Source organism: Wenjunlia vitaminophila DSM 41686 (assembly GCF_000380165.1).
GTDB classification, from domain to species: Bacteria; Actinomycetota; Actinomycetes; order Streptomycetales; family Streptomycetaceae; genus Wenjunlia; species Wenjunlia vitaminophila.
Map to the genome: position 1 here is coordinate 1 of NZ_KB904703.1, position 24386 is coordinate 24386.

General features: G+C 71.0%; 22 protein-coding genes. 17 read left to right on the forward strand and 5 right to left on the reverse strand.

What is annotated here, in order from left to right:
• Nucleotides 1–264 precede the first annotated feature (264 nt).
• The 8 genes from A3IG_RS0123070 to pstB all read left to right on the forward strand — a co-directional run bounded on the left by A3IG_RS0123070 (nucleotide 265) and on the right by pstB (nucleotide 9913).
• Nucleotides 265–672: a GNAT family N-acetyltransferase gene (locus tag A3IG_RS0123070; RefSeq protein WP_018385963.1), complete on the forward strand. Its 408-nt coding sequence runs from the start codon at nucleotides 265–267 to the stop codon at nucleotides 670–672.
• 177 nt (nucleotides 673–849) lie between these two features.
• A complete protein-coding gene (gene mshD / locus A3IG_RS0123075) occupies nucleotides 850–1761 on the forward strand; it encodes a mycothiol synthase (RefSeq protein ID WP_026220577.1) in 912 nt (303 codons plus the stop codon).
• A 326-nt stretch (nucleotides 1762–2087) separates the two neighbouring features.
• On the forward strand, nucleotides 2088–4286 hold the full coding sequence (locus A3IG_RS0123080; protein ID WP_078500870.1) for an RNA degradosome polyphosphate kinase: 2199 nt from the start codon (nucleotides 2088–2090) through the stop codon (nucleotides 4284–4286).
• Nucleotides 4267–5421 carry a CHAD domain-containing protein gene (locus A3IG_RS30955; RefSeq protein ID WP_018385966.1) on the forward strand — a complete coding sequence of 385 codons (1155 nt, stop codon included), beginning with the start codon at nucleotides 4267–4269 and terminating at the stop codon, nucleotides 5419–5421. The genes A3IG_RS0123080 and A3IG_RS30955 overlap by 20 nt, the downstream gene beginning before the upstream one ends.
• A 219-nt stretch (nucleotides 5422–5640) precedes the next feature.
• Nucleotides 5641–6771 carry a phosphate ABC transporter substrate-binding protein PstS gene (gene pstS, locus A3IG_RS0123090; RefSeq protein WP_018385967.1) on the forward strand — a complete coding sequence of 377 codons (1131 nt, stop codon included), beginning with the start codon at nucleotides 5641–5643 and terminating at the stop codon, nucleotides 6769–6771.
• A gap of 149 nt (nucleotides 6772–6920) precedes the next feature.
• On the forward strand, nucleotides 6921–8030 hold the full coding sequence (gene pstC / locus A3IG_RS0123095; RefSeq protein ID WP_078500868.1) for a phosphate ABC transporter permease subunit PstC: 1110 nt from the start codon (nucleotides 6921–6923) through the stop codon (nucleotides 8028–8030).
• Nucleotides 8027–9091: a phosphate ABC transporter permease PstA gene (gene pstA / locus A3IG_RS0123100; protein ID WP_018385969.1), complete on the forward strand. Its 1065-nt coding sequence runs from the start codon at nucleotides 8027–8029 to the stop codon at nucleotides 9089–9091. The genes pstC and pstA overlap by 4 nt, the downstream gene beginning before the upstream one ends.
• Nucleotides 9092–9136: 45 nt before the next feature.
• Entirely contained in the window at nucleotides 9137–9913 is a 777-nt protein-coding gene (gene pstB, locus A3IG_RS0123105) for a phosphate ABC transporter ATP-binding protein PstB (RefSeq protein WP_018385970.1), read from the forward strand.
• 87 nt (nucleotides 9914–10000) lie between these two features.
• Here pstB and A3IG_RS0123110 read toward each other — a convergent pair whose 3' ends face one another.
• Nucleotides 10001–10996 (reverse strand): inorganic phosphate transporter, encoded by a 996-nt coding sequence (locus A3IG_RS0123110; protein ID WP_018385971.1) that lies wholly within the window; start codon nucleotides 10994–10996, stop codon nucleotides 10001–10003.
• 5 nt (nucleotides 10997–11001) lie between these two features.
• Nucleotides 11002–11622, reverse strand: coding sequence for a DUF47 domain-containing protein (locus A3IG_RS0123115; protein WP_018385972.1), 621 nt, complete (start codon nucleotides 11620–11622; stop codon nucleotides 11002–11004).
• A 323-nt stretch (nucleotides 11623–11945) separates the two neighbouring features.
• Between A3IG_RS0123115 and A3IG_RS0123120 the strand changes: the two genes are divergently transcribed.
• Nucleotides 11946–12308: a metal-sensitive transcriptional regulator gene (locus A3IG_RS0123120; protein WP_018385973.1), complete on the forward strand. Its 363-nt coding sequence runs from the start codon at nucleotides 11946–11948 to the stop codon at nucleotides 12306–12308.
• A 31-nt stretch (nucleotides 12309–12339) separates the two neighbouring features.
• Here the strand turns inward: A3IG_RS0123120 and A3IG_RS30960 are convergent, their stop codons facing one another.
• Entirely contained in the window at nucleotides 12340–12543 is a 204-nt protein-coding gene (locus tag A3IG_RS30960) for a hypothetical protein (RefSeq protein WP_051087609.1), read from the reverse strand.
• A 223-nt stretch (nucleotides 12544–12766) separates the two neighbouring features.
• On the opposite strand from A3IG_RS30960, the gene A3IG_RS30965 reads away from it, so the two are divergent.
• Both A3IG_RS30965 and A3IG_RS0123135 read left to right on the forward strand, forming a co-directional pair.
• Entirely contained in the window at nucleotides 12767–12964 is a 198-nt protein-coding gene (locus A3IG_RS30965) for a hypothetical protein (protein ID WP_051087610.1), read from the forward strand.
• A gap of 93 nt (nucleotides 12965–13057) precedes the next feature.
• The gene (locus A3IG_RS0123135) at nucleotides 13058–14647 is read left to right on the forward strand and encodes an FAD-binding oxidoreductase (RefSeq protein ID WP_018385976.1); all 1590 of its coding nucleotides are present in this window, start codon (nucleotides 13058–13060) and stop codon (nucleotides 14645–14647) included.
• Between the two features lie 36 nt (nucleotides 14648–14683).
• On the opposite strand, the gene A3IG_RS0123140 is transcribed toward A3IG_RS0123135, so the two are convergent.
• Together A3IG_RS0123140 and A3IG_RS0123145 are read right to left on the reverse strand one after the other, a co-directional pair.
• The gene (locus tag A3IG_RS0123140; RefSeq protein WP_018385977.1) at nucleotides 14684–15358 is read right to left on the reverse strand and encodes a phosphatase PAP2 family protein; all 675 of its coding nucleotides are present in this window, start codon (nucleotides 15356–15358) and stop codon (nucleotides 14684–14686) included.
• Nucleotides 15359–15527: 169 nt separating this feature from the next.
• Nucleotides 15528–16481 carry a C40 family peptidase gene (locus A3IG_RS0123145; RefSeq protein ID WP_051087611.1) on the reverse strand — a complete coding sequence of 318 codons (954 nt, stop codon included), beginning with the start codon at nucleotides 16479–16481 and terminating at the stop codon, nucleotides 15528–15530.
• A gap of 487 nt (nucleotides 16482–16968) precedes the next feature.
• Here A3IG_RS0123145 and A3IG_RS0123150 point away from each other — a divergent pair, with 487 nt between their 5' ends.
• The 6 genes from A3IG_RS0123150 to A3IG_RS30970 all read left to right on the forward strand — a co-directional run bounded on the left by A3IG_RS0123150 (nucleotide 16969) and on the right by A3IG_RS30970 (nucleotide 24126).
• On the forward strand, nucleotides 16969–17277 hold the full coding sequence (locus tag A3IG_RS0123150; protein WP_018385979.1) for a hypothetical protein: 309 nt from the start codon (nucleotides 16969–16971) through the stop codon (nucleotides 17275–17277).
• A gap of 96 nt (nucleotides 17278–17373) precedes the next feature.
• Nucleotides 17374–18180 (forward strand): hypothetical protein, encoded by an 807-nt coding sequence (locus A3IG_RS0123155; protein WP_018385980.1) that lies wholly within the window; start codon nucleotides 17374–17376, stop codon nucleotides 18178–18180.
• Entirely contained in the window at nucleotides 18170–19423 is a 1254-nt protein-coding gene (locus A3IG_RS0123160) for a membrane protein (protein WP_026220579.1), read from the forward strand. The genes A3IG_RS0123155 and A3IG_RS0123160 overlap by 11 nt, the downstream gene beginning before the upstream one ends.
• Nucleotides 19420–20955 (forward strand): SCO6880 family protein, encoded by a 1536-nt coding sequence (locus A3IG_RS0123165; RefSeq protein ID WP_018385982.1) that lies wholly within the window; start codon nucleotides 19420–19422, stop codon nucleotides 20953–20955. Before A3IG_RS0123160 ends, A3IG_RS0123165 begins: the two co-directional genes overlap by 4 nt.
• A gap of 25 nt (nucleotides 20956–20980) precedes the next feature.
• Nucleotides 20981–22345 (forward strand): ATP-binding protein, encoded by a 1365-nt coding sequence (locus A3IG_RS0123170; protein WP_018385983.1) that lies wholly within the window; start codon nucleotides 20981–20983, stop codon nucleotides 22343–22345.
• 2 nt (nucleotides 22346–22347) lie between these two features.
• The gene (locus A3IG_RS30970; RefSeq protein ID WP_018385984.1) at nucleotides 22348–24126 is read left to right on the forward strand and encodes a type IV secretory system conjugative DNA transfer family protein; all 1779 of its coding nucleotides are present in this window, start codon (nucleotides 22348–22350) and stop codon (nucleotides 24124–24126) included.
• Nucleotides 24127–24386: the final 260 nt, after the last annotated feature.

Genomic DNA, 24386 nt, shown 5'->3' on the forward strand with positions numbered 1-24386 from the left:
CCGGGGCGACCGGGGCGACCGGGGCGACCGGGGCGGGGGCAACCGTGGTCAACGGGGCAACCGCCGCCCGCCCGCCCCGAGGTCCCAGGACTCCGGCGGTGCCCTGGCCGACGCCCTGCGCCGCGCCGGTCTGGTCTGACGCCCCGTCTTCGCGGCGGCCCCGCGGCGGCCCCGGGTCCCACGCCGGGGTCGCCGCGCCGGGCCGGGGCACCGCCCGCGGAAAACCCGGCCCGGGTCGGCCGCCTCCCCGGATAGGGTCCCGGCATGTTCGAGATCTCCACCGACCCGGCACGGCTCGACGTCGGCACCGTCCACCGGTGGCTGTCCACCGACGCCTACTGGGCCCGCGGCCGCTCCCCGGACGCCGTGGCCCGATCAGTGGAGCACTCCCTCAACTTCGGCGCCTACGCACCCGACGGCACCCAGATCGGCTACGCCCGCGTGGTCACCGACCACGCGACCTTCGCCTGGCTGTGCGACGTGTACGTCCCGCCCGAGGCGCGGGGTGAGGGCATAGGCGTCGCGCTGGTCGAGGCGGTGCGTGACCACCTGGCCCCCCTGGGCCTCAAGCGGGTGGTGCTGGTCACCGGCGACGCCCACGGCCTGTACGCCAGGGTCGGCTTCCGGCCCCTGCCCAACCCCGAGCAGTGGATGGTCCTCGGCACCGCGTGACCCACCCCGGGCGCGGCAGGAGACGGGGCGGGGGCCAGGCACCACCAGTGACCGCGCGGGACGCCGACCGCGGTTCTCGCAGCTCAGCCGGTTCCAGCGTGATCACGTCAGCTCGCGCGGGCGTCCGCGCGCTCATCCTTCCGTGGTCCGGACGGGACGCGCACGTAGGCTCATCCCATGAGCGCACGTCCAGCACCCACTCGCGACATCGAGACCCGTGACGAGTTGTCACCCGACCTGGCCAGGTCTGTCGCCAAGCTGATCGACGAGGCCGCCGCCAACGACGGATCCTCACCCGTCTCCGAGCAGGGCCGGCTCCATCTGCGCCGGCGCCGGGACGGAGTGCGGCACCTGTTGGTGCACCAGGACGGCGAACTCGTCGCCTACGCCCAGTTGGAGGACACCGATCCCGTGGAGCCACCCGCAGCCGAACTGGTGGTGCGCCCGGGATTCCGCTGCCGGGGACACGGCCGGGCCCTGGGCCGGGCCCTGCTCAGCGACTCGGGGAAGCGGCTGCGGGTGTGGGCCCACGGGGGGCGCCCCGCGGCCCGGCACCTGGCGGGGGCGCTCGGCCTCTCCCTCTTCCGGGAGCTGCGCCAGTTGCGTCGTCCGCTGGACGGCGGTCCGCCGCTGCCGGAGCCGACGCTCCCGCCGGGGGTGACCGTACGCACCTTCCAGCCCGGCCGGGACGAGGCGGCGTGGCTGGCGGTCAACGCCTCGGCGTTCGCCCACCACCCGGAGCAGGGCGCCTGGACCCCGGCCGACCTGTCCGACCGGATGGCCGAGCCCTGGTTCGACCCCGAGGGGTTCTTCCTCGCGGTCCGGGACGACCGGGTCGTCGGGTTCCACTGGACCAAGGTCCACGCCGAGGAACGGCTGGGCGAGGTGTACGTGGTCGGGGTGGACCCGGCGGAACAGGGCACCGGGCTCGGCAGGGCGCTCACCGTGATCGGACTGCGCCACCTGGCCCGTACCCAGCCCACGGCGATGCTCTACGTGGACGCCGACAACGTGGCCGCCGTCGCCCTGTACGAGCGGCTCGGCTTCTCCGTGCACGAGGTGGACCTGATGTACCGGACGGAGACCTGATCGGACCGGGGACCTGATCACACCGGGGACCTGGTCGGACCGGGGCAGGGAGGGGGACCCCCGACGGCTCCCTCCCGCTCCCCTCGGTGACACGTCGCCGTTACCAGCGGTTCACACGCGCTTGCGAGCATCACCGGATGCAGCCCGTAGCCGCCTCCGCACCCGGCCGTCCGCGGCCCGCCGGAACCCGGTGGCCCTCTCCGGTGCCCAGCGCCCACCGCACGCGCGACGGCGTCGCGCGGGCGGACAATGGGAGTGACCACGTGCTGGCCGAGCGTGCCCACCGGGGCCCGCGGCCCGCCGCACGCCTTGAGGAGCTGCCCGCGATGACCCGCCCCGCCGCAGCCGGCACCTCGGCCGGCCCCGTCCCGGTCGGTCCACCCCAGCGCGGTGCCGCGGCGCCCGAACCCGAGCCGTCGAGGAACGGGCCCCGGAAGGTGACCGACGACTCCGAGCCGCTGCCCGAGGGCCGTTTCCTGGAACGTGAGCGCAGTTGGCTGGCGTTCAACGAGCGCGTCCTCGAACTCGCCGAGGACCCGCGGACCCCGCTGCTGGAGCGGGCGAACTTCCTGGCGATCTTCGCCAACAACCTCGACGAGTTCTTCATGGTCCGGGTGGCCGGCCTCAAACGCCGGATCGCCACCGGCGTCGCCCAGCGCTCCGCGTCCGGACTGCGCCCCCGTGAGGTGCTGGAACAGATCTGGTCGCGCAGCCGCGAGCTGATGGCCCGACACGCCGCGTGCTTCACCAACGACGTCGCGCCCGAGCTGGTCGCCGAGGGCATCGAGGTCATCAGGTGGAACGAACTGACCGAGAAGGAGCAGTCCCGGCTGTTCTCCCTCTTCCGCCAGCAGATCTTCCCGGTGCTGACCCCGCTCGCGGTGGACCCCGCGCACCCGTTCCCGTACATCTCCGGGCTCTCCCTCAACCTGGCCGTGGTGGTCCGCAACCCGGTCAGCGGGCACAAGCACTTCGCCCGGGTGAAGGTGCCCCCGCTGCTCTCCCGCTTCTACGAGGCGTCCCCGCAGCGCTACGTCCCGTTGGAGGACGTGATCGGCGCCCATCTGGAGGAGTTGTTCCCCGGGATGGAGGTGCTGGCCCACCACACCTTCCGGGTCACCCGCAACGAGGACCTCGAGGTCGAGGAGGACGACGCGGAGAACCTGCTCCAGGCGCTGGAGAAGGAGCTGATGCGGCGGCGCTTCGGGCCACCGGTGCGGCTCGAGGTGGAGGAGACCATCGCCCCGGACGTGCTCGACCTGCTGGTCCGGGAGCTGAAGATCTCCGACGCCGAGGTCTATCCCCTGCCCGGGCCGCTGGATCTGACCGGCCTGTTCGGCATCACCGTCCTGGACCGGCCCGAGCTGAAGTACCCCAAGTTCGTGGCCAGGACCCACTACGACCTCGCCGAGGTGGAGAGCGCCTCGGCGCCCGACGTCTTCGCCGCCATGCGCGAACGGGACATCCTGCTGCACCACCCCTACGACAGCTTCTCCACCTCGGTGCAGGCGTTCCTGGAGCAGGCCGCCGCCGACCCGGACGTGCTGGCGATCAAGCAGACGCTGTACCGCACCTCGGGGGACTCCCCCATCGTGGACGCGCTGATCGACGCGGCCGAGTCCGGCAAGCAGGTGCTGGTGCTGGTCGAGATCAAGGCCCGTTTCGACGAGCAGGCCAACATCAAGTGGGCCCGGAAGCTGGAAGAGGCCGGGTGCCACGTCGTCTACGGCCTGGTGGGCCTGAAGACCCACTGCAAGCTGTCGCTCGTGGTGCGGCAGGAGGGCGACCAGCTCCGCCGCTACTCCCACGTCGGAACCGGGAACTACCACCCCAAGACGGCCCGGCTCTACGAGGACCTCGGGCTGCTCACCACCGACCCGAAGGTCGGCGCCGACCTCTCCCACCTGTTCAACCGGCTGTCCGGGTACTCCCGGCGGGAGGTCTACGGCCGGCTGCTCGTCGCCCCGCGCTCCCTGCGCGACGGCCTGGTCAACCGGATCACCAAGGAGATCGCGCACCACCGCGCCGGCCGCCCCGCCTACGTCCGGATCAAGGTCAACTCCATGGTGGACGAGACGGTGATCGACGCCCTGTACCGCGCCTCCCGCGCCGGCGTACCGGTCGACGTCTGGGTGCGCGGCATCTGCGCGTTGCGGCCCGGGGTCCCCGGGCTCTCGGAGAACATCAGGGTGCGCAGCATCCTGGGGCGGTTCCTGGAACACTCCCGGATCTTCATCTTCGGCAACGCGGGTGAGCCCGAGGTGTGGATCGGCAGCGCCGACATGATGCACCGCAACCTCGACCGCCGCATCGAGGCCCTGGTGCGGGTGACCGATCCGGCCCACAGGACCGCGCTCAACCACCTGATGCAGCTCGGTACCTCCGACGGGACCGCGTCGTGGCACCTGGGTCCCGACGGCGGCTGGACGCGCCGGGACTCCGACGCCGAAGGCCGCCCGCTCCGCCAGCTCCAGGAGCACCTCATCGAGGCGAGGAGGCGCCGACGTGCGCCGGCGACGCCCTGAGGCGCGGGCACCCGTTCCCTCCTCCGCCCCGTCCCGCGGCACCGTCCCCCGTTCCCTCCCGACGACCTCGCCGGACCCGGCCGCCCCACCGGGGTCCACGGGTCGCACCGCGGTCGTTCCGGCCGGCGTCGTGCTCGCCCGCTACCTCAACGACCAGGCCTCGGCGTTCCTGCGCGCGCTGCGCCGCCGGGAGGACGACGAACCGGAGGCCCTGCTGGCGCTGCCCAGGGCCGCCCGTCGCATCGGTGGCGCGCTGCACGCGTACCAGCCACTCACCGACCCGCAGTGGGCCTCGGCGCTGGGCGAGGAGCTGACCTGGCTGGTCACCGAGGTCCGGCGGGAGCAGCGGCACGCGGCCCGGCTCGACCGGCTGCTCGGTGCCCTGCGCCGGCTGGGTGGGGCCGCGGACAGCGAACTGCCCGCCGCGGGAGCCGTCCGCGCCGGCGCGCTGCTCGACCGGCAGCTCACCCTGGCCCGCAGCCGCGGCCACAGCGCCGCCCTGCGGGCCCTGGGCTCGGCCAGGTTCCACGCCCTGGCCGACGCGGTGGCCGTGCTGGCCTCCGAGGTGCCGCTGACCGGGTCCGCGGGGGAGCCCGCCGCCGAGGTGCTCCCCCCGCTGGCCGGGGCGACCCGGCACCGGCTGGACGAGGCGGTGCGCGCCCTGCCCCTCGCGCGGGCGGCGACGGCGTACAACGGCGAGGCGCTGCTCGCCGCGCTGCGCCCCGCCTCCGCACCCGGCCCCACCGGCTCCGCGCCCGGCCCCGCGGGGCCGAGCACCGCGGCAGCCGACCGGTCCGCCCCCGGTACGGCGGACGGGGACGACCCGTGGCAGGACGCCGTCTGGCACCGGGTGCGGTCCCTGGCCCTGCTCAGCCGCTGCGCCCTGGAGGTGTACGAGGGGGCGTCCGGGACCGTCGAACAACAGCACCTGGACCAGCTCGCCGCCGTCCTCGGCCTGCACCGGGACGCCGCCGAGGCCGCGGCGACCGCCGCCGAGGCGGCCCGCACCCCGCGGATCGCCCCGTCCACCGCCTACGCCCTGGGCGTGCTCCACGCCGACCAGCGCCAGGAGGTGGAGGCGGCCCGGTACGCGTTCAGCCGGTTGTGGCAGCGGTCGGTACCGTCAGCGGTGTGAGCGGCGGGGCGGGGACCGCACGAGACCCGGACCGTGCCCAATTCCCACCCGAAAGTAGTACGACCTGATGAAAGGCACGGTTCACTCCGCGTTCACCCAGAGCCATGAGCCCCTTCACCTCCCCCACCTAGCGTCATCGGTATCAGCGACCGGACCGGTTGTTGGATCATGCTAGAGCCCCGGCAGTTCAGGGGTTATCCAGTTAAAAGGGGACACACAGTGAAGCTCCAGCGCATCGGCCGTTCCAGGGGCCTGGCCCTCGGCGCCGTGGCGGTCGTCACCTCGCTGACGCTCGCGGCGTGCGGCTCTGACGACAACTCGGACACGGACCAGGGGGACCCCACCAAGGCCGCCAACGCTGCCGACGTCACCTGTGGCGACAAGGGTGAGCTCCTCGCCGCCGGCTCCAGCGCGCAGAAGAACGCGATGGACCAGTGGGTCAAGGACTTCCAGGCCGCGTGCTCTGGCACCACGATCAACTACCAGGCCAACGGTTCCGGCGCGGGCATCGAGTCGTTCCTGGCCGGCAAGGTGGCGTTCGCCGGTTCCGACGCCGCGCTGAAGCCCGAGGAGGTCGAGCGGTCCAAGGAGGTCTGCGACTCCGGCCAGGGCATCAACCTGCCGATGGTGGTCGGCCCGATCGCGGTCGGCTACAACCTCAAGGGCGTGGACAACCTCGTCCTGGACGCGAAGACGATGGCGGGGATCTTCGACTCGAAGATCAAGAAGTGGGACGACCAGTCGATCAAGGACCTCAACCCGGGCGTTGACCTGCCGTCCACCCCGATCCAGACCGTGCACCGCTCGGACGACTCCGGCACCACCAAGAACTTCCTGCAGTACCTGAGCGCCGCGGCGCCGGACGCCTGGTCGTACGAGGCCGACAAGAAGTGGCCGGCCAAGGGCGGCCAGTCCGCCGACGGCTCCTCCGGGGTCGCCGCCCAGGTGAAGCAGGCCGAGGGCTCGATCGGCTACTTCGAGATCTCCTACGCCGACGCCAACCAGATCAAGACCGTCGCGCTGGACACCGGTGCCGGTGAGCCGATCGTCGCCAGCACCGAGGCCGCCTCCAAGGCCATCGCCGAGGCCAAGATCGTCGGTCAGGGCAACGACCTCGCGATGGAGGTCGCCTACGACACCAAGGCCGCGGGCGCCTACCCGATCTCGCTGGTCACCTACGAGATCGTCTGCGACAAGGGCAACAACAGCGACACCCTCAAGTCCGTGAAGGCGTTCCTGGAGTACACCGCCAGCGAGGCCGGCCAGCAGTCGATCGCCGACAAGGGCTACGCCCCGCTGCCCACCGAGGTCGCGGAGAAGGTCCGCAAGGTCATCCCGACCCTGTCCTGACCCACCACCGGTCCTGGCCGGCCGCGCACCCACCGCGCCGGCCGGCCGGGCCCCACGGGGCCCACCGCCCCGTCCCCCACCCCCACACGTCCGGTGCACCGCCGCCAGGAGCCCTCCCCCACCGGGCTCCGCCCAGACCGGAGAAGGCCATGGATACGTCGCCACCCCGAATATCACCCCGGGCCGAGCCCGCTCCACCGCCCTCCGGCCGGCCCGACCGGCCCCAGGGACCGCCCCTCGGCCAGGAACCACGGGACAACCAGCCGGACACCGGCGGCACGCCACCGCCCACCGACCGGCCCGCTCCGCCCCCGACCGAGAGCCGCGGCAGGGTCCGCATCGGGGACCGGGTGTTCAGCGGGGCCGCCCGCGGCTCCGGGATCGTCCTGCTCGCCGTGATGGCGGCCATCGCCGGCTTCCTGACCCTGCGCGCCGTGGACGCCCTGGGGAAGAACGAGGGCAACTTCCTCACCACCTTCGAGTGGACCCCCAACGCCGAGCCGCCGGTCTTCGGTGTCGCCGTGATCGCGTTCGGGACCGTGGTCAGCGCCCTGATCGCCATGATCATCGCGGTGCCGATCGCGGTGGGGGTCGCCCTGTTCGTCTCCCACTACGCGCCCCGCCGCATCGCCCAGCCGGTCGCCTACCTGATCGACCTGCTCGCCGCGGTGCCCAGCATCGTCTACGGCCTGTGGGGGGCGCTGTTCCTGGTGCCGCACATGATCGGGCTGACCACCTGGCTCGACGCGTACCTGGGCTGGACCCACGTCTTCGACCAGACCAGCACCGGGGTCACCCCCCGCAACCTGTTCACGGCCGGCGTGCTGCTCGCCGTGATGATCCTGCCGATCGTCACCAACGTCAGCCGCGAGGTGTTCCTCCAGGTGCCGCGGATGCACGAGGAGGCCGCGCTGGCGCTCGGCGCCACCCGCTGGGAGGTCATCCGCACCGCGGTCCTGCCGTTCGGCCGCTCCGGGGTGATCAGCGCCTCCATGCTGGGCCTCGGCCGGGCCCTCGGCGAGACCATGGCCGTGGCCACCGTGCTCTCCTCCTCCCCGGTGCTGTCCCTGAAGATCCTCGACCCGGGCGGCGGCACCATCGCCCAGAACATCGCCGCCAACTTCGGCGAGGCCCAGCCCATCGGCCGGGACGCGCTGGTCGCCTCCGGCCTGGTGCTGTTCCTGATCACCCTGTTGGTGAACGGCGCGGCCCGGCTGATCATCGCCCGCCGCAAGGAGTACTCGGGGGCCAACGCATGAGCACCACCACCAAGCCCACCGTCACCCCGCCGGCCTCCGTGCTCACCCAGCGGCGCCTGCCGCGCTGGGCCCCCGCCGCCACCGCCCTGGGGGCGGTCGTCGCCGGGATCGGAATCGGCGCCGGCGCCGGGCTCACCAGTGAGATCCAGTGGGGGCTGATCGCCGCACTGCTGTTCGTCGGCGCCCTGCACGTGCTGTCCACCCGCGTCGAGGGCAGTCGCAAGGCCAAGGACCGGCTGGCCACCAGCCTGGTGTGGGTCTGCTTCATCCTGGCGGTGATCCCGCTGGTCTCCCTGCTGGAGTACACGATCCGCAAGGGCGCCAAGGTCCTCGACGGGTACTTCCTGACCCACTCGATGAACGGCGTGGCCACCATCGAACCCGGTGGCGGCGTCTACCACTCGCTGCTCGGCACCCTGGAACAGGTCGCCCTGGCCACCCTCATCTCCGCCCCGATCGGGCTGCTCACCGCCATCTACCTGGTGGAGTACGGGCGGGGGCCGCTGGCCAAGGCCGTCACCTTCTTCGTGGACGTGATGACCGGCATCCCGTCGATCGTCGCCGGCCTGTTCGTGCTGTCGTTCTGGATCATCTGGCTGGACTTCTCGTTCTCCGGCTTCGCCGGGTCCATGGCCCTGTCCATCCTGATGATGCCGGTGGTGGTCCGCTCCACCGAGGAGATGCTCAAGCTGGTCCCCAACGAGCTGCGCGAGGCCAGCCTCGCCCTCGGCGTGCCGAAGTGGCGCACCATCCTCAAGGTCGTGCTGCCCACCGCGGTCGGCGGCATCGTCACCGGCCTGATGCTCGCGGTCGCCCGGATCACCGGTGAGACGGCACCGGTCCTGCTGCTGGTGTACGGCGCCGCCACCATCAACACCAACCCCTTCGACGGCGCGCAGGACTCGCTCCCCCTCTACATCTTCCAGCAGTGGAAGAACGGGAACGAGCCGTCCTACGACCGTGCCTGGGCCGCGGCGCTGGTGCTGATCGCACTGGTCATGGCACTGAACCTGCTGGCCCGGGGCGTGGCCAGGTGGAAGGCGCCGAAGCCGGGGCACTGACCCGGTTCCGACGCCACCGAAGCGAAGACGAGGAAGACCACCATCATGGCCAAGCGAATCGACGTCAGCGGCCTGACCGCCTACTACGGCAAGACCAAGGCCATCGAGGACATCTCGATGACCGTGGAACCGCGCTCGGTGACGGCCTTCATCGGCCCCTCCGGCTGCGGCAAGTCCACCTTCCTGCGCACCCTCAACCGGATGCACGAGGTCATCCCCCACGCCACCGTCTCCGGGACGGTGCTGTTGGACGACGAGAACCTCTACGGCCCCGACGTGGACCCGGTGGCGGTGCGCCGCACCATCGGCATGGTGTTCCAGCGGCCCAACCCGTTCCCCACCATGTCGATCTACGACAACGTGGCCGCCGGGCTGAAGCTGAACGGCATCCGCCGCCGGGGCGAGCTCGACGCCCTGGTGGAGAAGTCCCTGCGCTCGGCCAACCTGTGGAACGAGGTCAAGGACCGGCTCAACAAGCCCGGCGCCGGCCTCTCCGGCGGTCAGCAGCAGCGGCTGTGCATCGCCCGGGCCATCGCGGTGGAACCCGAGGTGCTGCTGATGGACGAACCGTGCTCGGCGCTCGACCCCATCTCCACCCTGGCCATCGAGGACCTGATCAGTGAACTGAAGGAACGCTTCACCATCGTCATCGTCACCCACAACATGCAGCAGGCGGCCCGGGTCAGCGACCGCACCGCGTTCTTCAACCTCGCGGCGGTGGGCCAACCCGGCCGTCTGATCGAGATCGACGCGACCGAACGCATCTTCTCGAACCCGACCGTCCAGGCCACCGAGGACTACATCTCAGGCCGCTTCGGCTGACCCACCCCCAGACCGCTCCGCGGTACTGCATGGCGGTGCTGCCGCGGAGCCCGGCCCCGCCCCCCTCCGGGGGGCGGGGCTTTCACCTCAGCCGACGAGGAAGTCCGTGGCGTACCAGGCCAGCGCCGCCACCAGGCCCGCCGCGGGCATGGTGAGGAACCAGCCGCCGACGATGTTCTTGGCCACGCCCCAGCGCACCGCCGAGAAGCGCTTGGTGGACCCCACGCCCATGATCGCCGAGGTGATGATGTGGGTGGTGGAGATCGGCGCCCGGAAGATGAAGGCGGTCGTGTAGAGGACCGAGGAGGCGGTGGCCTCCGCGGCGAACCCCTGGGGTGGGTCCAGCTCGATGATCTTCCGGCCGAGGGTGCGCATGATGCGCCAGCCGCCGGCGTAGGTGCCCAGGGAGAGCATGGCCGCGCAGGCGAACTTCACCCAGACCGGGATGGAGTGGCCGTCGTGGTAGCCGCCGGCGATCAGGGCCATCACCACGATGCCCATCGTCTTCTGGGCGTCCTGGATGCCGTGGCCCAGTGCCATCCCGGCCGCCGAGACGGTCTGGGCGATCCGGAAGTGCCGCTTGGCCTTGTGCGGGTTGGCCCGGCGGAACGCCCAGAGGATGACGAGCATCACCAGGTAGCCCAGGAGGAGTCCGATCACCGGGGAGACCACCATCGGGATGACCACCTTCTCCAGCACCCCGTCCCAGTGGACGTGGCTGGACGCGGCGAGTGCCGCGCCCACCAGTCCACCGAACAGGGCGTGCGAGGAGGAGGAGGGCAGGCCGAAGTACCAGGTGATCAGGTTCCAGACCACCGCCCCGGTCAGCGAGGCGAAGATGATGATCAGGCCCTCGTCCCCTTCCGGGGTGGCGATCAGGCCCTTGCTGACCGTCTTGGCCACTCCCTCGCCGAGGAAGGCACCGGCCAGGTTCATCACCGCGGCCATGGCCAGCGCGGCCCGCGGGGTCAGCGCCCGGGTGGACACCGACGTGGCGATGGCGTTGGCGGAGTCGTGGAACCCGTTGGTGTAGGTGAAGAAGAGCGCAACGGAGACGACGATAATGACACCGACGAGGTCCACTGCGGTCAGGACTCCTTGACTGCGATGGTCTCTACCGTGTTCGCCACGTGCTCGAACGCGTCCGCCGCTTCTTCCAGGGCGTCGACGATCTGCTTGAGCTTGAGCACCTCGATGGCGTCGTAGGTGCCGTTGAACAGGTGCGCCAGCAGCTTGCGGTGGATCTGGTCAGCCTGGTTCTCCAGACGGTTCACCTCGATCCAGTACTCGGTGAGGTTGCTCATGGTGCGCAGGTGCGGCATGGCCTCCGCGGTGAGCTCGGCCGCCCGGGAGAGGACCTCGACCTGCTGCTCGACGCCTTTGGGCAGTTCCTCCACGTTGTACAGGACCACCAGGTCGACGGCCTCCTCCATGAAGTCCATGATGTCGTCGAGCGACGACGCGAGGGAGTAGATGTCCTCGCGGTCGAACGGGGTGATGAACGAGGAGTTGAGCTGGTGGAAGATCGCATGTGTCGCGTCGTCCCCGGCGTGCTCGGCGGCCCTCATCCGGTTGGCGATGTCGGAGCGTGCCGAGGCGTCCGCACCGAGCAGTTCCATGAGGAGCTTGGAGCCCGTGACGATGTTGTCCGCGGACGCGGCGAACATGTCGTAGAAGCTCGTCTCCCTGGGGGTCAGACGGAAGCGCACGTGGAATCTCCGTGTTGCCTTGAATGCGGTCTGCATGATGCTAGGCGCTGTGAACTGCGGCGCATCCATCCGGGGTGCCCGCGCCCCCACCATGTACCCGTTCGTATCCACTCGCACGCGCACGGTCGCACTACCCCCGGGGGGCCGGGTCACAAGATAGGCGTTCGACCGCGAAGCACGCTAGCCTATACCCATAGGGGGTATACGAAAGGCCCGGATATCCACCAACGGGAACACACGCACTAAAGACCCATGGAAACACATCGAGGAGGCCGGCCGGCACCGGTCCGGCCATCCACCGAGCGGGCGGGACAGGAGAACCGGTGAACACGCAGGCCACGCAGGACCAGACGGGGCGGACACCAGCAGCGGCGGCGGAACCGGCCCCCGCCGGCGCTGCCGGCGGGCACGGCTACAGCAAGCAGAAGGAGCAGCACCTCAAGCGGCTGCGCAGGATCGAGGGGCAGATCCGTGGGCTCCAGCGGATGGTCGACGACGACGTCTACTGCATCGACATCCTCACCCAGGTCTCCGCGGGCACCAAGGCGCTCCAGGCGTTCGCCCTGAGCCTGCTGGAGGAGCACCTCAAGCACTGCGTGGCCGCCGCCGTGGAGCAGGGGGGGCCGGAGGCCGACGCCAAGGTCGCCGAGGCGACCGCCGCGATCAAGAGGATGCTGGGGACCTGAGCCGGGGCCGGTCAGGAGGGGCCCTGGGCCCTCACGGGGTCCCCAGCCCCTGACAGGGCCCCGCCGCCGAGCAGAGCCGACCGCCATCGGAGCGATCGACCTGGAGCACCTCGTCGATCCGGGCGGGACTGAGCCTGTCCTCGCTGGCGGTCGATGCCGCGATCATCAGCTCACCGCAGAGCTCGATCTCGGCGAGGGCCACATGGTCGTGGACCCCTGCGCCACGCGGCGACATCACGTGCACCACCTCCTCGTCACCGATGACGGCACTGAACCCGAGGTTCCAGACTAGGGACCGGCACACCGGCCGCGCATGGCACGGACGGGTCATTTGACACGGCCCACTGAGGGGGCGCGACGGACTACCCAGCGCGACGCCCACCCCCCGGGGGGGTGGTGTCCGGGCACGGGCGGGGCCGGGGGCGGGGAGCCACCGCGTCCCGGTTACGGTGACCGGCGTGACCTCTCGTGAGCCCTCGGGTCCGGTGCCCGAACCGGACGCACACCGTGCCGGGACCACCGAGGACGGTTCGTTCTGCACCGCCCGCTGCCGCTGCGGCTGGGCCGGGCCGGCCCGCCGCAGCCGGGACCGGGCACGGCGGGACGCCGCCGAACACCTCACCTCGCTCCGCCCAGGACCCGTGACCGACCCCTGAACGGTCTTCGCGTGGTCTTCGCACGCCGGAGGCTGGTCACCACGGACACCGGTGCGGTGCACTGGCTCCCACGACCACACGCGGAGGCACCGCATGGACCACGACACCAGCGACACCGGCGACACCGCGAGGAGAACCGTGCTGCTGCGGGCGGCCGGACTCGCCACGGCGCTGCTGCCCGTCGCCGCCTGTGACGACGGCGCCCCGGCGCCGGCCCGTTCGTCCTCCCCGTCCTCCCCGGGCCTTCCCCGGCCGACGCCGTCCCGCTCCCCCGGCCCGTCCGCCTCACGCCGCCCGCCCGGACCCGCTGATTGGGCGGCGCTCGCCAGGGACCTCGACGGGGAGCTGGTGCGTCCGGACAGCCCCGACTACGACACCGCCCGCCTCCCTTACAACCCGAGGTTCCGTTCGGCCCGGCCCGCGGCCGTCGCGTACTGCAAACGGCCCGAGGATGTTCGACAGGCCCTGCGGTTCGGCAGTCGGTTCACCACCGCGCTGTCCGTGCGCGGCGGTGGTCACTGTTACGCCGGCTGGTCCACCGGCAGCGGCCTGGTCATCGATACATCTGAAATGAATGACATATCAGTGTCTGGAACGACTACCACCATCGGCGCAGGCGCCAGACTGATGGACGTCTACCAGCAACTGGCCGGACGAGGGGCGACCATACCGGCCGGCTCCTGCCCCAGCGTCGGCATCGCCGGTCTCGCCCTGGGGGGCGGCCATGGAGTGGTGAGCCGGGCGTACGGGCTGACCTGCGACAGCATGACCGGCGCCGAGGTGGTGCTGGCGGACGGACGGGTCGCCGAGGTGTCCGCCGACCACCATGGCGACCTGTTCTGGGCGCTGCGCGGGGCCGGTCACGGGAACTTCGGGGTGGTCACCTCGCTCCGCTTCCGCACCCACCCGGCGGCCGACTGCGCGACGTTCTGGATGAGCTGGCCCTGGTCCCGGGCCCGTGCCGTGCTCGGCGCCTGGCAGGAGTGGGCGTCCGCGGCGCCCGACGAACTGTGGTCCCACGTGACGCTGCTGACGACGACCGGCGGCGCTCCCCGGGTGACCGCCGGGGGGCTGCTGCTCGGCGGCGTCACCGAGCTGGAGCGCCAACTGGACGGGTTGGTGGGCCGGGCGGGACCGGTCACCTCGGTGACCACCGTGTCCCGGTCGTACCTGGACGCGATGGTCTACATGGCCGGCTGCGCGGAGCCGTCGTCCTGCTCGGGCGCCACCGAGAAGCCGTACACGGCGCGGTCGCACTTCTTCGGGGCGACGCCGCTGCCGGACGCCGCCAACCGGGCCCTGGTGGCCCAGGTGGAGCGGATGTCCGGGCTGCCCACGGGTGGTGAGGGCAGCGTGCAGCTCACCGCCCTGGGCGGCGCGGTGAACAGGGTGGGGCCAGGAGAGACGGCGTTCGTGCACCGCGACTCGGCCCTGCTGGCCCAGTACATCGCGGGCTGGGAGCCGGCCACCGCGGGTGCCGTGGTCGCACGCTGTACGGAATGGCTGGACGACCTGCACGGGGCGCTGGCACCGTACGCGGGACCCGGCGCCTACCAGAACTACACCGACCCGGGCCTCAAAGACTGGCGCACGGCCTACTACGGGGCCAACGCCACCCGGCTGGCCCGGGTGAAGGCCGCGTACGACCCGGGCCGGCTGTTCCGCTACCCCCAGGCCGTCTGACGCCCGGGGGCACCGCGGGGTGCGCGGGCGCGGCGGTCAGGCGGCGAGGTCGGCGTCCTTGCCGAGCGGCGCCCGGTGCGCGCCTTCCGCGGAACGCTCCTGGACTGTGATCAGCGAACGCAGCCTGGACCTGGCGACGGCACTGGTGACCGGCGTGAGCAGCGCCAGGGCCAGCGGCGCCAGCAGCAGCGCCGTCGCCGTGCCCAGGGCGAACCCGCCCAGCACGTCGGACGGGTAGTGCACCCCCATGTAGACCCGGGCGAGGCCCTGGAACAGGGCGACCAGAACGGCGAGCGCGCCGAGCCTGCGGTGGACCAGGAACAGGGCGACGGCTATGGACATGCCCAACGTGGCGTGGTCGCTGACGAACGAGTAGTCGTTCTTCCCGTCGACGAGGACCTCGAGGCCACTGTGGTCCACGAAGGGCCGTGGCCGCTCCACGAGACCGCGGATGGGGACGTTGATGAGCACGGCGACACCGGCGGCGATCGGCGCCCACAGCACCGCGGCCACCGCCTCGGGGGCGTCCGGCCGCCGCCGGGCTGTCAGCCAGCAGCCCAGGGCGAGCAGCAACAGCAGGCCGAGGCAGCCGTACTCACCGATCAGCTCCACCGCGCGGTCTGCCTGGTGCGGGGCGCGCTCGGCCACACCGTTGATGTCATAGAGCAGGCTGACATCGGGGTTCGAGCCGTCCCAGGCGAGCTCTGCCATCCACAACCCCTTACGTCGCTTTCTGTCAGGCCGCCAGCCCTGTTCTGGTCAGCCTTTGTTCACCTGCTTGCGTGGACAACGCCCATGGCGGTACGTAGCGTTCCGCTTCCCTCACCGCGACCGCGGGAAGTTACCGAACGGTGATCGACTGGTTGCCCGTTGTACACACTCAGGCCCGATCAGGTACCGCGTCGGCCCCCTCGGCGGTGACCCGGGTGGCGCCGATGTAATCCGGCGAGTCGATCTTGTCGAAGCGGATCACGGCACCGGTGTACGGGGCGTCGATCATGTAGCCGCCACCGACGTAGATGCCCACATGGTAGATGCTCCGCGGATCACGCAGATTGTGCGCGAAGAACACCAGGTCCCCTGGTTGGAGTTCGTCCCGCCGGGGGTGCGGGCCGGCGTACCACTGGTCGTTGGCGACCCGCGGCAGCTCGATGCCGACCGAAGCGTACGCCGCCTTCGTCAGCCCCGAGCAGTCGAACTCGCCACCGTCCTCCGGGGTGCCGTCCCCACCCCACCGGTACGGGGTGCCCAGCTTGGACTCGGCGTAGTAGATCGCTCCAGCCGCCTGCTTGGAGAACGACACCGGTCGTACCGGCGCCGCGAAGCTCTGCTCCAGCGACCTGATGATCTTGACGTAGTTCTTGGTCTCGGCGATGTTCGGCACGCCCTGGGAGGCGATCACCCGGTACGGGCCGGCGTTGTACGCGGCCAGCATGTTGTCCACCGGGTCGCCCGGCACCTTGCTGACGTACTTGGCCAACGCGCAGTCGTAGGAGGCCGCGGAGGGGATGGCGTCGGCCGGGTCCCACACGTCGCGGTCCCCGTCCCCGTCCCCGTCCACCCCGTGGGTGGCCCAGGTGCTCGGGATGAACTGCGCGATGCCCTGCGCCTCGGCCGGGCTCTGTGCGCGCGGGTTGAACCCGCTCTCCTGGTAGAGCTGCGCGGCCAGCAGCGGCGGCGATATGGCGTCGCACAGCCGGCCCCACTTCTGCACGAGACCCGAGTAGGCGGCGGGTACTGTGCCCTTGGCGAGGGCGACCGACCGGCCGTCGGCCGACGTGGCCCCGGGAGCAGCGGAGTAGGTGCCCACCACCAGGAGTCCCATGAAGGCCATGAACGAAGCCGTCGTTCCACCGACGGCGTACCAGACCTTACGGCCGCCCACAGCCCGCCCCCTCCTGTCCGGCCCTTCCCTGCCTGATACGTCGTTACCCCGTTCACCCGCCCGGCACCGCTCCCGTCGGCGCGCCATGGCGGGCGCCCCCGGCGCACGGGGCGCATCCACAACCGGCTTCCGCGCCCCTCACATCGCAACCGCCAACACCCGCGCCAGGGGCGTCGCCAGAGCCCCGGGGTACCACTCCCCGCACTGTTGCTCTATGCAATCGACCGTGATACACAGAGTGAACAAAACGGCCTCGCACCCGCACAACCGCCCCAGTCTGCCGTCAACAGCCGGGCCATACACCGGTTCTAGCAAGAAAAGACGTCAAGTCGACAACAATGGACGGGATTTCCGATCAGGATAGTGGGCCAGGATAGTTAGGGTGCCCTCGCGCGTTCGGCGCGGAGCACCGGATCGAAGCGAGGTGGTGAAAGCCATGAATCTGAGTGCCGAAGAGAGTGACATCGACGTCATCATCGGGGGCATCGCCCCCGACTGGGGGCCGTTCAGCACCCTGGGCACCGAGGCCCGGGTGATGGTGGAAGTCGTGATGGCGGTAGCCATCCTCATCTGCATGGCCATCGCCATCTGGGGAGCGGCCAAGCAGCGGATCGGCGCCACGGCACTACGCGACACGTTCAGTGCGGAGCAGGGCAAGGGGTTGATCATCGCCGGGCTGACCGGGGTGTTCATCATCGGCTCCCTGGGGACCCTGTTCACCATCGTCTACGGGATGGCCGTATAGCGCCCTGACCTCTTCCTCCTCCCACCCGTCCCGTCTACCCACCGACCACCGGTGCCGGCCACCACGGCAGCGCCTGCCCCCGAAGGTTCCTGAAGCATGTCCAGCGACGACGGCCCGCACACCCGCATCCTGCTGCCGGAGGACGAGCAGCAGGGCAGCGCGGCGGGTCGGTCACGCCCGCTGCGCTCGCTACTCATCACCACGGTGGTGCTGACGCTGCTGGTCCTGGCGATCGCCGTGATCAACCACGGGAACGACGAGGACCCCGACGAGGGCGGTGCCGGGGGCACCGCCCGCAGCGGGGAGCAGGCGGCCGATCCCACGGCTCCTTCCGGCACCCCACCGGTGACCACCACCGCGAACGGCTTCCCGAAGGGGTTCGACCGCACCGAGCAGGGCGCCCAGTCGGCCGCGGCCAACTACGCCGTGGCCCTGGGCTCCGACGGCATGTACAACAAGGACGAACGGCACCAGATCATCGAAGCGGTCTACGCGCCGGAGCTGACCGCCGCGATCAAGGGCCAGCAGGACCGGGCGTTCACCGACCGCGTCCTGGACAACGCCGGCCTCAACGCCGAGGGCGAGGCCCCGGAGGGGATGACCTTCGTCTCCCGCACCGTCCCCGTCGGCACCAAGGTCGAGAAGTACGAGCGGGACGGCGCCACGGTGTCCGTCTGGTGCACCGGGCTGATCGGCATGGCCGGCTCCGGTTCCCTGGACCCGGTCCGCACCGACTGGTTCACCTACACCTTCCAACTGCGCTGGACCGGCGGTGACTGGAAGGTCGTCAAGGACACCAAACAGAAGGGGCCCGCCCCGGTGGACGGCGACGTGCCGGTGGCCGGTGCCGAGGACATCGCGGGAGCCGTGGAGGAGTACGGGGGGTTCACCTATGCCCGCTAGCCGGCGCCTACGCAGGTTGCTCACGGTCGGTGTGGTGACGTTCGCCGCGGCCGCCACCCCGGTCGGTCGCGCCCTCGCAGAACCGAGCCCCTCCGCGCCCCCCAACGAGCAGTCGAACTGTGACGACCTCCCGGCCCCCGCCCAGCAGTACTGCCAGGACAACAACGGCGACACCGACCTCACCCCCGCCGAAGCCCTGGACCCCCTGCAGTCCCTGGCCGACGGCTGCGCCGAGGCCGCACGTTGGGTGATCAAGGAGTTGTCCAAGGCGGTCAACGAGACCACCCAGGTGGACTTCACCAACGCCAGCTTCGTCCGGCAGTACGCCGTGGTGTTCGGCGCCTCCACCGTCCTCACCCTGATCCTGTGGATGCTCGCCGTGATCAAGCGAGCGGTGCGCGGCGTCCCGTTCCACGAGGCCCTGGGGGAGGCCATCGGCTTCCTCTGGCTCACCGTCGTCGCCTCGGCCTTCACCCCGCTGGCCCTCTACTCCCTGGTCAGGGTGACCGACGGGATCACCGAGGCCATCGCGATGGGCACCAAGTCGGACACCACGCTGTTCTTCGAGAACTTCGCCAAGGCACTGGAGCCGGAGAACTCCGACATCGGAGGCGGCCCGATCATGCTGATCGTGGTCTCCCTGGTCTCCATCGTGGCCGCCGCGGTGGTCTGGCTGGAACTGCTGATCCGCGCCGCCCTGCTCTACGTCGGGGCGCTGCTCGGCACCGCCGTCTACTCCGGGCTCGTCGACAAGAAGCTCTGGGGACACGTCCGGCGCTGGGCCGGCATCATGATCGCGGTGCTGCTGGTGAAACCGGTCATCGTCATCGTCCTCGGGCTCGCCGGCGCGATCACCACCGGCACGGAGGACTCCGAGTCGTACTCCGCGGTCTTCTCCGGTCTGGCCATCATCCTGTTGACGATCTTCGCAAGCGTCATGATCTACCGTTTCGTCCCCGGCTTCGGCGACGACATGTCCAAGCTCATGGACGCCCGCAGGGCCGCCATCCAGGCCCCCGCCAAGGCCGTCATCAACAGCCCGGCCACCACGCTCCGGCAGGGCATCAACACCCACAGCTCCCGCCCCCAGGGCGCCCAGGCCTCCCGCCCCGCCTCGAACGGCGGCGACGCCGTGTCCTCCGGAATCGCCGCGCACGGCTCCCGGTCCCGCGGCGCCGGCCCGGCCAACGGCCAGCCGCCGGCCGCTCCACGCACGTCCCGCAAGACCGGAGGTGACCGGTGACCACCCAACCCATAAGCCCGCGCCGCACCTACCTGATCGGCAAGGCCAGGCCCAACGCCATCGTCGGCAAGAACCGGGAGACGGGCGAGATAGCGCTGATCGTCGCCGGGGCCTTCCTCGGCATGATCAGCGGCCTGGTCGTCCCGGTGCTGATGCTGCGCATCATCGGCCTGGTCGGCTTCCCGATGCTGGCGTTCGCGGCCGTCTACGTGCCGTACCGGGGACGCACGTTCTACCGGTGGTTCGAGATCAGCCGGAGCTTCCGCCGCACCGCCCGCAACCCCGCAACCGCCACCTGGCGCACCTGGGCGCCCGAGGCCGGCACCCGGATGTCCGACGGTCGCGAGGTCGAGATCGGCCCGCCCCCGGGGATCGGCCGGGTCACCTGGCTGTCCGCCCCGTTCGGCCCGGACGAGATCGCCGTCCTGCTCCACGTGGACCGCCGCACCGTCACCGCCGCCATCGAGATCGAGGGCCCCGGCGTGGGCCTGCGCGACTCCGAGGACCAGGAGGCCCTCGTCGACCGGTTCGGCACCCTGCTCAAGCACGTGGCCAACGGAGACGGCTTCGTCACCCGGCTGCAGATACTCGCCCGCACCCTCCCCGCCGACCCCGACGCCCACGCCAAGGACGTGGAGCGGCGCGGCGACCCGTCGTCCCCCCACTGGCTCCAGGACTCCTACGACCAACTCCTGTCCATGGTGTCCACCTCCAGCGAACAGCACCGCGCCTACCTCGTCGCCTGCATGCACTACAACCGGGAGCTGGCCGCTGAGGCGCAGGCCGTGGCCAAGGCGTCGCGCTCGTCCCGGGACGCCGGACTGGCCGCCGTCATGGCCCGCGAGCTGACCGACATCTGCGCCCGTCTCGCCGAGGCCGACATCCGGGTCCGCCAGCCGCTCGGCCAGGCCCGGCTCTCCTCGCTGGTCCACTCGATGTACGACCCCGACCACCCCATCGACCACATCCAGGCGATGACCCGCCGCAACGCCTGGCCTGCCGAACTCGACGCCACCCACCCCCAGTTCCTCCAGGCCAAGACCCGGGAGTCGGTCACCAGGGAACCGTGGTGCCACGCCACCGCGTGGATCAAGGAGTGGCCGCTCACCCCCGTCGGGGTCAACTTCCTGGCGCCGCTGCTGGTGCACACGCCCGACGTGATCCGCACCGTCGCCGTCACCATGGACCTGGAGCCCACCGACGTGGCCATCGAGCGGATGCTCACCGAGAAGACCAACGACGACGCGGACGCCAGCCGGGCCGCCAAGATGAACAAGGTCGTGGACCCGCGCGACATCGCCCACACCGGTCGGGTGGACCAGCGCGGCGAGGACCTCGCCAGCGGCGCCGCGGGGGTCAACCTCGTCGGGTACATCACCGTGTCCGCCCGCACCCCAGACAGCCTGGCCCGTGACAAACGCACCATCCGCGCCTCGGCTGGCAAGAGCTACCTCAAGCTCGAGTGGTGCGACCGCGAGCACCACCGCGCCTTCGTCAACACCCTTCCGTTCGCCACCGGCATCCGCCGCTAGGATTCCGCTACCCCAGGAGGGGCCGATGCCCGGATTCGAGCCGATGACCGCAGTCACCGAGGCGTTCACCAGTTTCCTCTTCGGGAAGGTGGAGACCACCCGGCTGCCCGTTCGGACTTCGACGGGTCAGGCACAGGCCATCTACCTGCCCACCGCCGCCCCTGGCCTGGGCGACTCCGGTGTGATCATCGGACGCGAGGTCTACTCGGGCAAGGGCTACATCTACGACCCGTTCCAGCTCTACGGGCAGCAGCTCCCCGCACCCCACTGGCTGGTCCTCGGCGAGTCAGGCAACGGCAAGTCGTCGCTGGAGAAGACCTACGTGCTGCGGCAGCTCCGGTTCCGCGACCGGCAGGTCGTGGTCCTCGACGCCCAGGGCGAGGACGGCGTCGGCGAGTGGAACCTGATCGCGCAAGCGCTGGGGATCACCCCCATCCGGCTCGACCCGATGGCCGCGCTGGACAGCAACATCCGCCTCAACCCCCTGGACCCAGCCATCACCTCGACCGGCCAGCTCGCCCTGCTGCGCACCATCATCGAGGTCGCCATGGGTCACGGCCTGGACGAACGCGCCGGTTTCGCGCTCAAGGTGGCCCACGCCCACGTCCACACCACGGTCACCGACCGGCAGCCCGTCCTCACCGACATCGTGGAACGGCTGCGCCACCCGGTCGCCACCTCGGCCGAGACCATGAACGTCGGCCTCGAGGACGTGCGGAACTGGGGCCTGGACGTGGCCCTGGTCCTCGACCGCCTCGTCGACGGTGACCTGCGTGGCATGTTCGACGGTCCGACCACCGTGGGCATCGACCTGGACGCCCCGCTGATCGTGTTCGACCTGTCCCACATCGACCGCAACTCGATCGCCATGCCCATCCTGATGGCGATCGTCGGTGTGTGGCTGGAACACACGTGGATCAGGCCCGACCGCAAGAAGCGCATCTTCCTCGTCGAAGAGGCCTGGCACATCATCAACAGCCCGTTCGTCGCACAGCTCTTCCAGCGGCTGCTGAAGTTCGGCCGCCGCCTCGGCCTGTCCTTCGTGGCGGTCGTCCACCACCTCTCCGACGTCGTGGACGGCGCCGCGGCCAAGGAGGCCGCCGCCATCCTCAAGATGGCATCCACCCGCACCATCTACATGCAGAAGGCCGACGAGGCCCGCGCCACCGGCCACGTACTCGGGCTCCCCCGGTGGGCCGTGGAGATCATCCCCACCCTCAGCCCCGGCATCGCCGTCTGGGACGTCAACGGAAACGTCCAGGTCGTCAAGCACCTGGTCAGCGAGGCAGAACGCCCCCTGGTCTACACCGACCGCGCCATGACCGAGGAGGCATCGGCAACCCAGCGCGGGCTCACCGCCGCAGAGTTGGCCGACGACGCGGTGGCCTAGCCATGGTGACCGTTCCGCAGCGCCGTGAGCCCACCGGGGGCGGTGTCCCCGACGGCGCCCTCATCGGCTTCCTCGCCACGCTGTTGGGCAGTGTCGGCCTGATCTGGCTTGCCACCGGGCTCGGAGGCAAGCTCCAGCACGGCGCCTGGCCGGACATCACGTTCGCCCACACGGGCCTCGCCCTGCGCAGCCTGATCAGCGAACCGACCGACATCGACGCCGCCTGGAGCCAGCCGGACCCGGTGACGGGCCTGCCCTCGGCACAGGCCTTCTGGACCATCCTGGCGGTGCTCGTCGCCCTGCTGATGGCCCTCGTCCTGTTCGCCGTTGTCACCTGGAACCGCTGGCGGCCCGCCAACCGGAAGGCCAGGGCCGCCCGAGCGGCTGGTGCGGCCAGAGCAGGCTCGGCTGCCCCACACCCTCCGGGCGGCCAGCCGCGACAGCGGCCCGCGCACGGCGGCGCGGAGACACCGACCGTCGGTGAGCCCCGCGTGGTTCACCCCGCCGCCGGCCCCGTCCCCCCGAGCGCCGACCCACTTCCCTCGACACCCGCCACCCCACGGACCACGGCCCACCGGCTCTCCGCCCAGGCGCTCTTCCCCCGGGCCCGGACCATCCGCCCGGAGATCCCTGTCATCGGCCGCTCCCTGCACGACGTCCACGCCTACGGAATCCACCTCGGCCGGGACACGGCGACCGGCATCGAGCTGTACGCCGGCCTGGACGACACCGTCTGCGTCTACGGCCCACCAGGCACCGGGGTCGCCGCCAGGCTGGTCCGAGAGGCCGTGCTCACCGCTCCCGGCCCGGTCCTGCTCACCTGCGCCGACCCAGCAGCCGTGGACACCTCGCGGACCACCCGGGAAAAGCTGGGGCCCACCCTGGTCTTCGATCCGCTCCAGCTCACCGATGTCGCGCAGCGCCTGCGTTGGTCACCGGTCCGGGGGTGCGAGGCACCTTCCACCGCGGAGACCCGGGCCTCCAGCCTGCTCGAGCCGGTCCGGCCCCTGGGGCGGACCCTGCGGTCCGACGAACAGCTCCAGCGGACCGCGCACACCCTGCTGCGCTGTTGGCTCCACGCCGCGGCACTGGACGACCGTCCGATCCGACAGGTGCTGCGCTGGGCCAACGGCCAGGCGCCCCGGGACGCCGTCAGAATCCTGCGTTCCGCCCGCGGCGCCGCCCCCGACTGGGCAGAGGCCCTGGAGTCCCTCCTCGCCGGCCCGGAGCAACGGCTGGACGCGGCCAGCGCCCTGACGGCGCGTGCCCTGGAGTCCCTCCAACAGCTCCACGTACTCAACTGCTGTACGCCCCCCTCAGGGGAAACGCTCAAGCTGGAGTCGTTCCTCGAAGAACGGGGAACCATCTATGTGGTCGGCGAGACCATGGAGACGCGATCCAGCAGGGAGCTGCGTACGCACCCCGGCACCACGCCGCTGTTGACCGCGCTCGTGACAGACGTGGTCGAGCACGGCCGGCGCGTGGCCGCAAGGTCATCCTCCGGTCGGCTCGACCCACCACTCCTCTGCGTCCTCGACCAGGTGGCCGGGCTGGCGCCCGCCCCCGTGCTCCCAGAGCTGATGGCCGTCGGCGGCCCCTCCGGCCTGCCCACCATCGCCGTGCTCAGGTCCGTGGAGCAGGCCCGCCACCGATGGGGGGACCGTGGAGCGGCGACGATCCACCAGTCGGCCGGGGTCCGGGTGCGCGTGGGCGCTCCCGGCACCCCCACGGCGACCGTCCAGGCAGGCGACGAAGTCCCCGTCCTCGCCGAGTTCCGCTGACGCGGCCCCAGGCGCCTCCTCCTCAGCAGGCAACGGCCGGCCCCCCAGGGCACGCAGGTCACTCGCGCGCCCACCGCAGGCCCACGACCAACGAGGCCGGACTCGCGCCCCGACCCGTGGTGTCCCCAGCCGGCGGTGCATCAGTCATTTCGGGCACAAAAAAGGAGGGGTCTGGGTTGTTGTCCGAAGACAACAACCCAGACCCCTCACCAAAATTTGTCCGGCGGCGTCCTACTCTCCCACAAGGTCCCCCTCGCAGT

Excerpts from the sequence above, each read along its gene's own strand:
- pstA (WP_018385969.1), top strand. The coding sequence starts at position 8,027 with ATGAGCACCACCACCAAGCCCACCGTCACCCCGCCGGCCTCCGTGCTC.
- A3IG_RS0123155 (WP_018385980.1), top strand. The coding sequence starts at position 17,374 with ATGTCCAGCGACGACGGCCCGCACACCCGCATCCTGCTGCCGGAGGAC.
- A3IG_RS0123150 (WP_018385979.1), top strand. The coding sequence starts at position 16,969 with ATGAATCTGAGTGCCGAAGAGAGTGACATCGACGTCATCATCGGGGGC.
- A3IG_RS30960 (WP_051087609.1), bottom strand. The coding sequence starts at position 12,543 with ATGTCGCCGCGTGGCGCAGGGGTCCACGACCATGTGGCCCTCGCCGAG.
- A3IG_RS0123080 (WP_078500870.1), top strand. The coding sequence starts at position 2,088 with ATGACCCGCCCCGCCGCAGCCGGCACCTCGGCCGGCCCCGTCCCGGTC.
- A3IG_RS0123070 (WP_018385963.1), top strand. The coding sequence starts at position 265 with ATGTTCGAGATCTCCACCGACCCGGCACGGCTCGACGTCGGCACCGTC.
- A3IG_RS0123135 (WP_018385976.1), top strand. The coding sequence starts at position 13,058 with ATGGACCACGACACCAGCGACACCGGCGACACCGCGAGGAGAACCGTG.
- pstB (WP_018385970.1), top strand. The coding sequence starts at position 9,137 with ATGGCCAAGCGAATCGACGTCAGCGGCCTGACCGCCTACTACGGCAAG.
- A3IG_RS0123140 (WP_018385977.1), bottom strand. The coding sequence starts at position 15,358 with ATGGCAGAGCTCGCCTGGGACGGCTCGAACCCCGATGTCAGCCTGCTC.
- mshD (WP_026220577.1), top strand. The coding sequence starts at position 850 with ATGAGCGCACGTCCAGCACCCACTCGCGACATCGAGACCCGTGACGAG.
- pstC (WP_078500868.1), top strand. The coding sequence starts at position 6,921 with ATGGATACGTCGCCACCCCGAATATCACCCCGGGCCGAGCCCGCTCCA.
- A3IG_RS30970 (WP_018385984.1), top strand. The coding sequence starts at position 22,348 with ATGGTGACCGTTCCGCAGCGCCGTGAGCCCACCGGGGGCGGTGTCCCC.
- A3IG_RS0123170 (WP_018385983.1), top strand. The coding sequence starts at position 20,981 with ATGCCCGGATTCGAGCCGATGACCGCAGTCACCGAGGCGTTCACCAGT.
- A3IG_RS0123145 (WP_051087611.1), bottom strand. The coding sequence starts at position 16,481 with ATGGCCTTCATGGGACTCCTGGTGGTGGGCACCTACTCCGCTGCTCCC.
- A3IG_RS0123160 (WP_026220579.1), top strand. The coding sequence starts at position 18,170 with ATGCCCGCTAGCCGGCGCCTACGCAGGTTGCTCACGGTCGGTGTGGTG.